The 12,029-nt window shown below is 62.4% G+C and carries 12 protein-coding genes; 8 read left to right on the forward strand and 4 right to left on the reverse strand.

Annotated features, from left to right (window positions below):
• Window positions 1-2: 2 nt before the first annotated feature.
• The 3 genes from AWB82_RS28005 (at window position 3) to AWB82_RS28015 (ending at window position 2,859) form a co-directional block, all read left to right on the forward strand.
• Entirely contained in the window at window positions 3-1,424 is a 1,422-nt protein-coding gene (locus AWB82_RS28005; protein WP_086972581.1) for an MFS transporter, read from the forward strand.
• A complete protein-coding gene (locus AWB82_RS28010) occupies window positions 1,421-2,161 on the forward strand; it encodes a dienelactone hydrolase family protein (protein ID WP_086972582.1) in 741 nt (246 codons plus the stop codon). The genes AWB82_RS28005 and AWB82_RS28010 overlap by 4 nt, the downstream gene beginning before the upstream one ends.
• Before the next feature lie 230 nt (window positions 2,162-2,391).
• Complete coding sequence (locus AWB82_RS28015) at window positions 2,392-2,859, forward strand: ribonuclease (RefSeq protein ID WP_086972583.1); 468 nt, start codon at window positions 2,392-2,394, stop codon at window positions 2,857-2,859.
• Between the two features lie 57 nt (window positions 2,860-2,916).
• Here AWB82_RS28015 and AWB82_RS28020 read toward each other — a convergent pair whose 3' ends face one another.
• The 3 genes from AWB82_RS28020 to AWB82_RS28030 form a co-directional block, all read right to left on the reverse strand.
• Entirely contained in the window at window positions 2,917-3,534 is a 618-nt protein-coding gene (locus AWB82_RS28020; protein ID WP_086972584.1) for an HAD family hydrolase, read from the reverse strand.
• A gap of 95 nt (window positions 3,535-3,629) precedes the next feature.
• Window positions 3,630-4,154 (reverse strand): phasin family protein, encoded by a 525-nt coding sequence (locus tag AWB82_RS28025; protein ID WP_086972585.1) that lies wholly within the window; start codon window positions 4,152-4,154, stop codon window positions 3,630-3,632.
• 298 nt (window positions 4,155-4,452) lie between these two features.
• The gene (locus AWB82_RS28030; protein ID WP_086972586.1) at window positions 4,453-4,647 is read right to left on the reverse strand and encodes a hypothetical protein; all 195 of its coding nucleotides are present in this window, start codon (window positions 4,645-4,647) and stop codon (window positions 4,453-4,455) included.
• 210 nt (window positions 4,648-4,857) lie between these two features.
• Between AWB82_RS28030 and AWB82_RS28035 the strand changes: the two genes are divergently transcribed.
• Window positions 4,858-5,334: a GNAT family N-acetyltransferase gene (locus AWB82_RS28035; RefSeq protein ID WP_086972587.1), complete on the forward strand. Its 477-nt coding sequence runs from the start codon at window positions 4,858-4,860 to the stop codon at window positions 5,332-5,334.
• A 101-nt stretch (window positions 5,335-5,435) separates the two neighbouring features.
• Window positions 5,436-5,669: a DUF2934 domain-containing protein gene (locus tag AWB82_RS28040; RefSeq protein ID WP_235023471.1), complete on the forward strand. Its 234-nt coding sequence runs from the start codon at window positions 5,436-5,438 to the stop codon at window positions 5,667-5,669.
• Between the two features lie 345 nt (window positions 5,670-6,014).
• Here the strand turns inward: AWB82_RS28040 and AWB82_RS28050 are convergent, their stop codons facing one another.
• Window positions 6,015-7,679, reverse strand: a complete 1,665-nt coding sequence (locus AWB82_RS28050; protein ID WP_086972590.1) for an Nramp family divalent metal transporter — start codon at window positions 7,677-7,679, stop codon at window positions 6,015-6,017.
• A 543-nt stretch (window positions 7,680-8,222) separates the two neighbouring features.
• Here AWB82_RS28050 and hpnI point away from each other — a divergent pair.
• The 3 genes from hpnI to hpnJ are packed head-to-tail and all read left to right on the forward strand — an operon-like array spanning window position 8,223 to window position 11,898.
• Entirely contained in the window at window positions 8,223-9,407 is a 1,185-nt protein-coding gene (hpnI, locus tag AWB82_RS28055; protein ID WP_086972591.1) for a bacteriohopanetetrol glucosamine biosynthesis glycosyltransferase HpnI, read from the forward strand.
• Between the two features lie 46 nt (window positions 9,408-9,453).
• Window positions 9,454-10,443: a lysylphosphatidylglycerol synthase domain-containing protein gene (locus AWB82_RS28060; protein ID WP_086972592.1), complete on the forward strand. Its 990-nt coding sequence runs from the start codon at window positions 9,454-9,456 to the stop codon at window positions 10,441-10,443.
• Window positions 10,444-10,476: 33 nt separating this feature from the next.
• The gene (gene hpnJ / locus AWB82_RS28065; protein WP_086972593.1) at window positions 10,477-11,898 is read left to right on the forward strand and encodes a hopanoid biosynthesis associated radical SAM protein HpnJ; all 1,422 of its coding nucleotides are present in this window, start codon (window positions 10,477-10,479) and stop codon (window positions 11,896-11,898) included.
• The last annotated feature ends 131 nt before the right edge of the window (window positions 11,899-12,029 follow it).

The raw sequence follows: 12,029 nt of genomic DNA on the forward strand, positions 1-12,029 counted from the left end.
TCATGTCACATCTCGAACACGAGAACGCGAACGTCGGCGCGAATCAGCTCGCGCGCGACGGCGATATCCGCGGAAATGAGATACATGGAAGCGACACAGGCGAGGAGCACGACGCGTCGGCGGTCGGCCGCACCGGACCGCTGAACGAAGCGGCGCTTCTCGGGCGCAAGACGCCGCCGTGGCCGGATTCGGCAGCCGCCAACCCGGGCCACCACGCGCGCGCCGACGCATCGGGCACGGTGCGCGCGCTGGCCGGCCTTCTCTTCGGCCTGGCGCTGCTCGTCGCGGGAAACGGCCTGTTTCAGACGCTGATCCCTTTGCGCATTCTTCAATCGGGCTACTCGACGTTCGTCACCGGTCTGATCCAGTCGAGTTATTACGCAGGCTTCATATTGGGCGCTGTGGTCAATCGGCGTCTGATCGACCGCATCGGTCAGCATCGAACGTTCGTCGCGTTCTCGGCGGCGGCGGCGATCCTCGCGCTCGCTTTCGGCGCGGCGCAGTCGCCGTGGGTACTGGGCGGCGTGCGCCTTCTCACGGGCGTCGCTTTCATGGGGTTGTACACGTCCGTGGAAAGCTGGCTCAACGGCACGGTGGAGAACGAGAAGCGCGGCCAGGTGTTCGGCTTGTACGCGGCCATCAACTATCTCGCGATGGGCAGTGGCCAGTTCCTGCTGAACGTGGGAGCGGGGACCGGCGCGCAGCAATTCTCGATGAGCGCGGCGCTCTTTGCCGCGGCGGTGCTGCCGGTCACGTTGATGGAAGGCTGGCCGGCGAAAGTGAACGACGCGAATCTCGACCGCGTACCCGCGCGGACCTGGAAAGAAAGCCTTCGCGAAATGATGGTCGTGGCGCCGCTCGGGATACCGGGCTGCGTGCTGACCGGCTTCATCTACAGCAACTTCTATGCGCTGATGCCCGTCTATCTTCAACGCTCGGGCTTCAGCACGGAGGAACTCGCGACCTTCATGGGCGTCGCGCTGATCGGCGCATTGCTGCCGCAATTTCCGATGGGGCGGCTCTCGGACCGCATCGATCGGCGGCGTCTGGTTTTATGGACCGCGTTGATCTCGGCGGTGTTGAGCCTCGTGCTGTTCTGCCTGAACTTTCGCATCGTCACATGGTGCGCGACGATGGCTTACGTCGCTGTGACCTTCACGCAGTACGGGCTTGTCGTGTCGCACGTACAGGACCGCACGGAGTCGCATCTGCGGGTTGCTGTTTCGGCGATGTTGCTGGTGCTCTTTTCGCTTGGCGGCATGACCGGACCGACGTTGGCTTCCGCACTTATGACGCTCATCGGGCCGAGCGGACTGTTTCTGTTCAACGCGTTGTCGTGCGTATTGCTGGCGCTCAGCGCAAGGCACGCGCTCCGGTTATCGGCGCGGACGCCGGCGGATCTTCATCACGGACAGACGCCATGACATACGAGAAAGTGCAGGTTTCGACTCGCGACGGAGTTTGCCCGGTTCACGTTTTTACGCCCGCGAGCGGAACGATTTGGCCGGCCATCGTCTTCTATATGGATGCGGGCGGCGTCAGACCCGCCGAATTGCAGATGGCCCGGCGTCTCGCCGAAGCCGGCTATGTCGTGTTGCTGCCCGACCTCTTTTACCGGTACGGGGCTTACGGCCCGTTCGATCCCGTGGAAGTATTCAAGGGTGACGTGCGCGCGATTCTCGGCCCGCTCATGGCGACCACGGACAACGAAAAGGCAGCCGAAGACACACGCGCGCTTCTGACCTACCTCGATACGCGCACCGATGTGGCGGGCAAGCGCATAGGCGCGGTCGGCTTTTGCATGGGTGGCGGCATGGCCATCGCCGCGGCCGGCACATTTCCCGAGCGCTTTGCCGCCGTCGCCAGCTTTCACGGTGGCAACCTCGCGACGGACGCGCCCGCGAGCCCGCATCGATATGCTTCGCGATTGAAGGCCGAGGTCTATGTCGCGGCGGCGGAAGGCGACGCGAGCTATCCGCCGGATATGGCGCAGCGCCTTGAGCGCGCTTTCGACGAAGCCGGCGTGCGATATCGCGCGCAGACGTATGCCGGCGCCGCGCACGGCTGGATGAAGCCCGACTTCCCGGTCTACGATCCGGTGGCCGCCGAAGAAGGGTGGTCGAACTTGATCGCGTTCTTCGACCGGATACTCAAAAGCTGAACGCGGCCGCATGACTGTGAAACGAGTTGGAGAACCCGCCGCCGCCTGAACTCATCCGCGATAAGAGCGCTTGATCCGCGCACTTATCGAACGCCGCGAGCTGCGAATCGGCCCGGTTGCCGAGCGAAAAAATCCTATTTCCGGCCGAACGTTGATTCGCTTCGCCAGAAACGATACCCTTGATTCGTTCGTGGTCGTCGAGTGCTGGTCAACCCGGAGATAACCGTTTCGTGAAGCGAGTCTGGTTTTTCTCCCTCGTCGTCGTCTTGAGCGCGATCGCCGGCGGTTGCGGCAAGGACGGATCGCGAAACGCAACTCAGGAAACGGGTGCATCCGCGAGTCAGGCGGTTCAGCCCGGGTCGGCCGCGAGCGAAGCAATGGCTGCATCGGGCGCGCAACCGCACGGCGCGCCGGCCGCCATCAGCCGAGCGCAGTTGCCGGGGGAAGCCGCCGAAACCCTCCGTCTGATCAAGGCGGGCGGCCCGTTCCCCTTCGGCGAGGACGGCGTTCTGTTCCGCAACAGCGCGACCTTGCTGCCGGAACATCCGCGCGGCTATTACCACGCATACACGGTTCGCACGCCGGGGTCAGCGGATCGCGGGCAGCGCCGTATCGTCTGCGGCGGACCGCGCAAGCAAACCCGCGACTGCTACTACACCGACGATTACTACGTCAGTTTCAAACGCATCGCGGAATAGATTCGGCGGTCTTGCGCACGCGAGCGTCGGCGCCATATCGCGCACCTTCGCCGTCCATCACAGCAGACCCAGCCGTTCGAACTCGACTTCGAGCGCGTTGGCGTCTTCGAACTTGTAGCCGATCAGTCCGGCATCGAGCGCGCCGCGCACATTGGCGTCGGTGTCGTCGATGAAAAGCGTTTCTTCCGGCCGTGCGCCGATTTTATCTACGCAGCGAAGGTATGTCTGCGCCGCCGGTTTCGTCGCGCCGAACGACGCGGACGAATACACCGCGTTGCCGAACAGGCGATCGACGGCGGGATTCAGATAACCGAGATGGTCCGTGACCAGATGGCAATTGTTGGTGAGGATCGCTATTGCGCGGGACGTCCGGAGCTGCGCGGCGAGCGCCAGCGTGCGCTCGTTCGGCGTGATCGATACGCAACGCGACGCGAGCCATTCGTCCTTGCTGAGCGGATAGTCGAGCATCGCGCCGAGCGTGGCGAGATATTCCATCTCGTCGATGATGCCCGCATCGGCGCGCGCTTCGAGACCCGAACCCCAGATTGCATGACGCACCGTATCAGGCGCGCAATGTGCCGTCGCCGCGAGATGCGCGACGCGGGCATCGCGGTCGTAATGCGTCAGCACGCCTTCCATGTCGAAGAGGACGAGCGAGATCCTGGCGATGGTCATGTCCGTAATCGAGGAAGTGGCTGCCCGACGATACTAACAAGACAAAAACGCCACGGCGCATCGAGCCGCACACGCGGCCCGATGCGTCCCGCAGATCAAGGCGAACGCTTAGTCGATACGTGCGAGGTCTTTGCAACTTCTCCGTTGACATCGAGAACGACGCCACTCGTTTCGCGCGTGGCATCGTTCGTGGCGTCGGCCAGATTCGTAATGAGTGCGCCCGACGATTGCGTCGCCGTCTGCACGTCATCGGCGGCGGCGTTCGCCAGGTCGCCGAACTTGATGCCGTTGCGTTCGTACTGATTGCGCACTTCGCCGAGGATATCGTCCTGAGTCGAAGTGATGATCGACATCACATGCTGACCATACGAAGCGGCCTTCTGCGGAAATTGCGCCAGCATGACCGACTGCCACCCGAGCACATCGCCGGCGCCGGCTTGATCGCCCGCGCTCAGAAGCGCGTTGCTTTCCTCGACGACCGTGCGAACCGTCTGCACGTTCAGTTCACCGAGCGCCTGCAGGCCGCTCGCGAAGCGCCCTGTCATGTTGAGGAATGCCTGCAAATTCGCGCGTGCAAGCGACGGAACCTGATATGCGAACTGACCGGGATACTGGAACATTGACCGCTCCTTTTCAAAGTGGAATGTAAATCGGTAAAAGGAAAATGCGGCAGTCAGACGCGACGTGGCGTGTTCTTCCACGCGCGACGCCGATAGCTTTTCGCGTTGCGACCGACCGGCTGATCACGATATGACAGTTACGTGCATGCCCGATGAAATTCGGCGGGCGACGCCGATGATCCGAGGCCGCATTTCCCGTCTGAGACGTGAGCCGACGCGCGGCGGTTCCCGCTCGTCGCCGCGACTGCTCTGCACGCACGACGCGTGCCGCAACCGATGCGCCGATGGAAAAATAGGCTTAGCTGTTCGCGACCCGAATGTGATCCGGCGGAAAGCCGAGTTCGTTGGCGGCGTCTTCGAGGTCGCTCAGCGCCTGGCCGAACAGATCGCCGATTTCTTCCGTCCCGACGAATAGCTTGCCCGACCATTCGAGTCCTTTCGATGGCGGTACAGCCAATAGCGTGATCTTGTCGTTGTCGTATTCGTCGTGCATCGCTGTCTCCGCGCGTCAGCCCGCCGGGAGGCGGCAATCTTGCGACGGCGCGGACCCATTATCGATCGGCCACCTTGCAGGAAACTTAGCGATCGTTCGTTCATAACCCGCCCTTATCGAACTTCGAGCGATACATCGAGGCGCCGGAATGCCAGTTGCTAGACAGGGCGTGAAGCAGGCGCCGTATGACTTCATTCTCGCGAGGCAGGCATGAACGACTCTCAGACCATCTTTATCGGCAGCGAGGACCCCGGCTCGCTCGACGCACGCGTTCTGTGCGATGAACGCTCCGCCTATCTCGCGGCGCTGACGGGCGAGAGCGGGCAACGTGGCATGGCCGACGACGATCTGCGGAGCATCCGCGCACGCTTCGTCGTGGCGAGAAACGCGATGGGCGAAGCAATGGGATGCGGCGCGATTCGACGGCAAAGCTATCGCGTCGCCGAACTGCTGCGGCTGTATGTCCGCCCGCAGTATCGCGGGCTGGAAACGGTCCTGCTGGCGTATCTCGAAGAGGAAGCGCGCCTGCTTGGCTACCAGATGGTCTGCCTCGTCGCGACGCCGGCCGAGCGGAGCGCGTCGCTGATTTGCGAAGCGAGCGGGTATCGCCGCATGTTGATCGACGATTGCCGTTTCCAGCCGGGCGATACCGTGTGCTTCGAAAAATCGCTGCTCGATCCGGCGTGAGATTCGAGGACGAGCGCGCGGCATGAGGGTTGCTGTGCCGGTGAGCGCGCATGCGCACCGCTATCGCGAGCGGCGTTAAATCGCGCAACTGGGAGGGAATCGTGGACGATCAGAAAGAGCAGGACCGTATCCGTCGTCGCGCATACGAGATATGGGAACGCGAGGGCAGTCCCGAAGGGCGCGCCGAGGAGTTCTGGCAGCAGGCGTTGGCATCGATCGAAGCGGAGGACTCGCCGGGTTCCGCCGGCGGTCAGACAGTGAATGGGGACGCCGACGTTCCGCGAAATCAGTCCGGGCGCGAAGCCGAGTCGCCAAGCGGCGCGACGGCGAAGTAGCATCGCGCTTGCTGCACCGCTGCGGCCTGCAGGCGTGCCGTAGCGGTGCGGTCTGAATCTCCCGTTTTGCCGCCATCGACCCGCGATGAAGGCGGCCGCATAGAGCATCGGCGCGGCGATTTCATCGGGCTTGCCGATGCACGCTCGCCGCAAACGCGGCCTTTCTTCCCTCCGTGCCGATATCGGTCGATCCCGCGCGACGGCATTGGCGCGAACGCCCGTCGGCGCGGCTTCGAGCGCGGCCGATTTCATGATGTCTTCGACGGCATGCTCGCTGCCCGCATAAGTCAAAGCGAATGCCGCGCCTTCGTGCCTGTCGCCGCCGATTGAGCGGCGCGAACGCGCTTATTTCAGCAACGTCATCTGCAGCACCTTGAAGATCACGAGCCCTACCGCGATCACCAGATAGCCGCGCAGCACGCCCATCCAGATTCGCGTCGCGAGCGTCATTTTTTGCGGGGCGAGCGTGTCGAGCGGCGGCATGCGCCATGTATCGCGTTGCGCACGCTCGACGCTCGCTTGCGCCGTTTGAACCGTCCACGAGATGCCGCTCGCGCGACGCAGCAGCACGCTGGCCGCGAAGCCCGCGATTGCGAGAACGGTGCCGCCGGCCAGCACATCGACGATCGTCTCGCCGCTGATGTCCGGATACATCACGGCCGCGGTCAGGATGATCGATAGCATCACGAGCACCCATATGACCGAGCCGGTGAACAGGTTCAGTTTCTTCGAGTTGACCCACGGACCGAGCACGGCGCGGTCGTTGCAGAGCAGCAGCAGGAACACGGTCGCGCTGGGCAGCAGCACGCCGGCAAGCGTCTGCACCGCTTCGGTCAAGAGGCCGAGCGGACTGCCCGGAACCAGCACGATCATCGCCGCAAGCGCGACGATGCCGAAGTAGACCAGGTAAAAGCCCTTCGCGTCCGTCACGCCGCGATGCAGCGAGTGCCGGATCTTGAACACGTCGCCGATCGCATACGCGGTCGAGAGCGACACGGCCGCCGCGCCGATGATGCTCGCGTCGAGCAATGCGACCGCGAACAGCGTGGCGCTGGTGCGGCCCGCGTACCTTTCGAGGCCGGCGATCACGCCGCCCGCATCGGTGAAGTTGCCGAACTCGGGACGGCCCGAGAACAACGCGGCGGTGAAGCCCATCATCGCGACCGCGCCGATCAGCACGAACACGATGCCGATCCACAAATCCGCCTTCTCGTACTTCATGAAGCGCGGCGTGATGCGCTTGTCGATCACGTAGCTTTGCTGGAAGAAGAGTTGCCACGGCGCGACCGTGGTGCCCACGATGCCGATCACGAGCAGCATCACATCCGAAAGCTTCGCGTGGGCGGGCCAGTTCGGCACGAGGAAATCCCGCGTCATCTGCGAGACCGGCGGATGAATCGCGACGAGCACCGGCACGAGCACGAGGCTCAACACGCAGAGCACCACCGCGAAGCGCTCGAAGCGCCGGAAGTCGCCGGTGCTCACCGCGGCCATCGTCAACGCGGCCGCGACGCAGACGCCCGCAACCTTGGGCAGCCCGAAGAAGTCGAGCACGAACGTGATGCCGATGAATTCGGTGACGATGGTAAGCGCGTTGAGCACGAAGAGATCGATCACGCTGAACGCGCCCCAGAACTTGCCGAAGCGCTGGAAGATCAGCCGCGCGTGGCCGACGCCCGTCACCGCGCCGAGACGCAGCACCATCTCCTGATTGACATAGAGCACGGGCACGAGCAGCAACATGGTCCAGAGCAGGGTCGTGCCGTAGTTCTGGCCCGCCTGCGTATAGGTGCCGAACGCGCCCGCGTCGTTGTCGCCGACCATCACGATGAGGCCGGGCCCGAGTATGGCGAGGAGCGTGCGGAAACGCGCCCACCACGTGTTGCGCGGCGCGGTGTCGTGATGCGCAATCGAACCGAGCGCACCGCGAATATCGCCGATGTGCGCGTCGTCGAGCACGGCGGCGCGCTGCGGGGTGGCGGGCGGAGAGACGTTCGATGGTGTGGACATGGTGCACCCCGTAGTAAATATTGTTTATCTGACTTGACCGCCATCCGCCCCGCCGACAGGCGCGCGCGAACGCGCGCCGTCTGCGAGGCGGCGGTATTCCCAGACGGCGGACGCACGGCGGCGTCACGCCATCTGGGGCGGATCGAGGTGCACGTTTGAGTTACGACGAAGTACTACGCGCGCACCGCTTGCCTTTGCGACAAACGGCGGCGTTGAAGAGGCGCGGACGTGAGTCGCTCAGGCGGAAATCTGGTTCGAAGGTCGACTACTGCAAGTGTCCAAGGCATTAGCCCAATCGTTGAAGACTGTGGATTTTATGGACCGCTTTGAAACGCCGTCAAGCGTTGAATCTCCATAGCCTGAAAATAAGTTCGGCTTGGATGACGCTGAAATATTTGCCCCCGGAATTACGCGGTTGAACCTTTCAACGCGGGAAGTTATCGCGCTTATGCGACGCACGCATGCGCATTGGCGCGCCTAAGGCTTTCTTAAGCATCGGTGATGCAGTCTTTGTGTCCCAGGCGCGCTAACGTTCGGACGCATATGGCTCAGCTACATGTTGCCCACCTGTTCTTCGCCTTCGCTGCCGTGTTATCCGCGCTGTGCTCCGGCGTGGGCATCGTGTACACCGTGTCGGCCAGCTTCCTCATGCGACGCTTCTTTTCGCGTCCGACAAATGCGCCCGTCGGCTTTCCGGCGGTCTCCATCATCACGCCGCTGCATGGCGACGAGTGGCAGCTATCGGAGAACCTGACGAGCTTCGTGGAGCAGGACTATCCGGGACCGGTTCAATATATTTTCGGCGTCCATGACAGAGCGGATTCGGCGCTCGTTGCCGTCGATGTCGTGCGCGCGCGTTTTCCTGACAAGAACATAACGGTCGTCGTGGATGGCACGCTTTACGGACCCAACCGAAAGATCGCCAACCTGACGAACATGCTGGATCGCGCGCAGCACGATGTACTCTGTTTCGCCGACAGCGACGTTCGTGTAAGCCCTGGCTTTCTGCGCGACATCGTAGGCGCGCTTCAGCAACCCGGCGTCGGGTTGGTAACGAGCGCCTATCGTGGAATGTGCGCGTCGCGCTTCTGGCCTCGCGTCAGTCGCGCGATGACGAACTATCATTTCCTGCCGGGCGTAGTGACCGGACTGGCCATTGGACGAGCGCGACCCTGCTTCGGCCAGATCATCGTCATCACAAGGGCGACGCTGCTGCGCATCGGCGGACTGGCGCAGTTTGCGCATCATCTCGCGGAGGACTACGCGATCGGCGAAGCGGTGCGCCGCAGCGGTTTGACGGTCGCCGTGCCGCCGTTCACCGTGCGTCACGCCTGCGTCGAGACCACGTTTTCCCGGCTGATCGCACACGAGTTGCGTTGGAGCCGCACGATTCGCGCGGCCGATCCGAGCGGTCATCGCGGTGCTGTTCTGATGCATCCGTTTCCGCTCGCCTTGCTATCGCTGATGTTTTCATCTGGCAATCTGCTGGCCTTCGGATTGATAGCGCTGACGCTGATGGCCCGCGCGATACTCGTCTGGCAAACGGATCGCGCGACGGGCGAGCGTTACGGTGGCTTTCCATGGTTGCCGCTTTGGGATGTCCTTCAGTTCGCGATCTATCTGGCGAGCTTCTTTTCGTCCCGCGTGTCATGGCGTGGACGACGCTTCGATGTGGACGGCGACGGTTTGCTGTCGCCGTGTGTCCAACGTGACGCGAGCCTGAAATGATCGCCGATTTCACAACGATCCTTCTTCACGCAAAGGCGGCGCCCGGATGAAATATCTCGGGTCCGTTGCCGCTCTGCTCGGCCTTTTGATCGCGGGATGGCTCATCTGGCGCGATGACCCCGCCGTGATCCTGCGTCTGCTGGAATCCGCGGGCGCGGGCTTGCTGCTGGCCGCGCTCGTACACATCTTTTCGATGCTGCCGAACGCGCGAAACTGGCGCATGCTGATTCGCGATGCGGAGCGGCCAACGTTTGCAACCATGCTCAGACTCGTCTGGATTCGCGAGTCGATCAACGGTCTGCTGCCCGTGGCGCGCATCGGCGGAGAGATCGTTTCATTTCGCTTGCTCGGACGTGCCGGCGTGCGTCCGGAAACGGCCGTGGCGAGTCTCGTGGTGGACATGCAGCTCACGTTGATCAGCCAGGTCGTCTTCGCACTCTTCGCCGTCGGATACTTGCTGGAGCAAACCTCGTCGGATTCCACGCGACTCGTGGGAAGGCTGGCGTGGGGTCTTGCGGGCGTGTTGCCGGTGCTCTTGCTGTTCGCGCTCGTGCAGCATGCGCGGCCGTTCGAACGCGCCGCAAGAACGCTCAACCGCATCACGAGCGGAAAGGTGTACGCGCTCGTCGGCAAGTCGGCGCGCATCGATCAGTCCATCAAGCTGATCTGGCGGCAGACCGGTATCGTGATTCGCTATTTGTTCATCTGGCAAACGCTGCAGTGTCTTGGTCTCGCACTGGAGATCTGGGTCGCGTTGCGCGTGCTCGGCTCGAACGCAAGCTTCGGGACAGCGTTCGTGATCGAAGCGCTGATTCAGTTCGTGAGCAGCATGGCCTTCGTCGTGCCGGGCAGTATCGGCGTGCAGGAAGGCGGCTTCATGCTGATCGGCGGCATGCTGGGTATCGATGCGCCAACCTGCCTCGCGCTGGCGGGTGCGCGTCGCGTGCGGGATTTGCTGTTCTTCGTGCCGGGGCTGATTTACTGGCAAGCGGCGGAGCGTTCGTTCGGCGCGCGGCGACCGGCGAACGCGAAGTGATTCCGTCACTCGCGGATATCTTTGAGGGCATCCATGAAAACACTGTTTCTACAGGCACCTTCGTTCGACGGCTTCGATGGCGGAGCGGGCTCACGCTTTCAGACGAGGCGCGAGATTCGATCGTTCTGGTATCCGACGTGGCTCGTCCAGCCTGCCGCGCTGGTGGAGGATAGCCGTGTCGTCGACGCTCCCGCCGATGGCCTCTCGCTGGATGCGACGCTGAACATTGCGCAGGAATACGAACTTGTCATCATTCATACGAGCTCGCCGTCGTTCGCGAGCGATGCCCAGTTCGCGGAACATTTGAAGCGACGAAAACCGGGCATCCTCGTCGGGATGATCGGGGCGAAAGTCGCCGTCGATCCTCACGGCTCGCTTGCCGCGAGCGATTCGATCGACTTCGTATGCCGTGAAGAATTCGACTTCACGTGTCGCGATATCGCGCAGGGACTTCCGTTCGAATCGATTGCCGGTCTGAGCTATCGTCTGCCCGACGGCGGCATCACGCACAACGAAGCGCGGCCGATTCTCGAAGACATGGATCAACTGCCGTTCGTCGCGCCCATCTATAAGCGCGACCTCAAGACTCAAAACTACTTCAGCGGCTATCTCAAACATCCGTACGTTTCGCTCTACACAGGCCGGGGCTGCAAGTCGCGGTGCACGTTTTGCCTCTGGCCGCATACGGTCGGAGGTCATCGCTATCGCACGCGCTCGGTGGAGCATGTCCTCGAAGAAGTGAAATGGATCAGGGACAACATGCCCGAAGTGAAGGAGATCATGTTCGACGACGATACCTTCACCGACCTCAGGCCGAGAGCCGAAGAGATCGCTCGCGGCCTCGGAAAGCTAGGGGTCACGTGGTCGTGCAACGCGAAAGCGAACGTCCCGTATTCGACGCTCAAGGTGATGAAGGAGAACGGTTTGCGGCTCTTGCTCGTCGGCTATGAATCCGGCGACGACCAGATTCTCGTCAATGTCAAAAAAGGGCTGCGAACCGACGTGGCGCGCCGCTTCAGCGACGATTGCCGCAAGCTCGGCATCAAGATTCACGGCACCTTTATTCTCGGGCTTCCGGGCGAAACGCACGAAACCATTCAGAAGACGATCCAGTACGCGAAAGAGATCAATCCGCATACGATTCAGGTATCGCTCGCCGCGCCCTATCCGGGGACGGTCCTTCATAAGCAGGCAGTCGAGAATGGCTGGCTGGAAGAAAGCAAGGTGATTACGCTCGTCAGTTCCGTGGGCACTCAGCAATCGACCATCGGCTATGCGCATCTCACGCGCGAAGAGATTTTTCTCGGCGTCGAGGAGTTCTACAAACGCTTCTATTTCAGACCGACGAAGATCTGGGAAATCGTTCGCGAGATGCTGGTCAGTTGGGAGATGCTCAAACGCCGCCTGCAGGAAGGCGTGGAGTTCTTCAGGTTCCTCCGCGACCACAAGGTGTGACGCGCGCAGTCGCGGCGAGTTCAAAAACCTCCGGCGCTGTTCGTCTAACCAGTGGATCGCACGCGCGAGATGCGCCGCGAACGCCAGTCACGACGGAGGTTCACATGGCTGCATCCGACTGCTATCCGAAG

It is taken from the genome of Caballeronia glebae, from assembly GCF_001545035.1.
GTDB lineage: Bacteria > Pseudomonadota > Gammaproteobacteria > Burkholderiales > Burkholderiaceae > Caballeronia > Caballeronia glebae.

Bases quoted from the DNA above. Each gene is read 5' to 3' on its own strand.
- hpnJ (WP_086972593.1), top strand. From the start codon at position 10,477: ATGAAAACACTGTTTCTACAGGCACCTTCGTTCGACGGCTTCGATGGC.
- AWB82_RS28035 (WP_086972587.1), top strand. From the start codon at position 4,858: ATGAACGACTCTCAGACCATCTTTATCGGCAGCGAGGACCCCGGCTCG.
- hpnI (WP_086972591.1), top strand. From the start codon at position 8,223: ATGGCTCAGCTACATGTTGCCCACCTGTTCTTCGCCTTCGCTGCCGTG.
- AWB82_RS28025 (WP_086972585.1), bottom strand. From the start codon at position 4,154: ATGTTCCAGTATCCCGGTCAGTTCGCATATCAGGTTCCGTCGCTTGCA.
- AWB82_RS28020 (WP_086972584.1), bottom strand. From the start codon at position 3,534: ATGACCATCGCCAGGATCTCGCTCGTCCTCTTCGACATGGAAGGCGTG.
- AWB82_RS28030 (WP_086972586.1), bottom strand. From the start codon at position 4,647: ATGCACGACGAATACGACAACGACAAGATCACGCTATTGGCTGTACCG.
- AWB82_RS28060 (WP_086972592.1), top strand. From the start codon at position 9,454: ATGAAATATCTCGGGTCCGTTGCCGCTCTGCTCGGCCTTTTGATCGCG.
- AWB82_RS28050 (WP_086972590.1), bottom strand. From the start codon at position 7,679: ATGTCCACACCATCGAACGTCTCTCCGCCCGCCACCCCGCAGCGCGCC.
- AWB82_RS28005 (WP_086972581.1), top strand. From the start codon at position 3: ATGTCACATCTCGAACACGAGAACGCGAACGTCGGCGCGAATCAGCTC.
- AWB82_RS28010 (WP_086972582.1), top strand. From the start codon at position 1,421: ATGACATACGAGAAAGTGCAGGTTTCGACTCGCGACGGAGTTTGCCCG.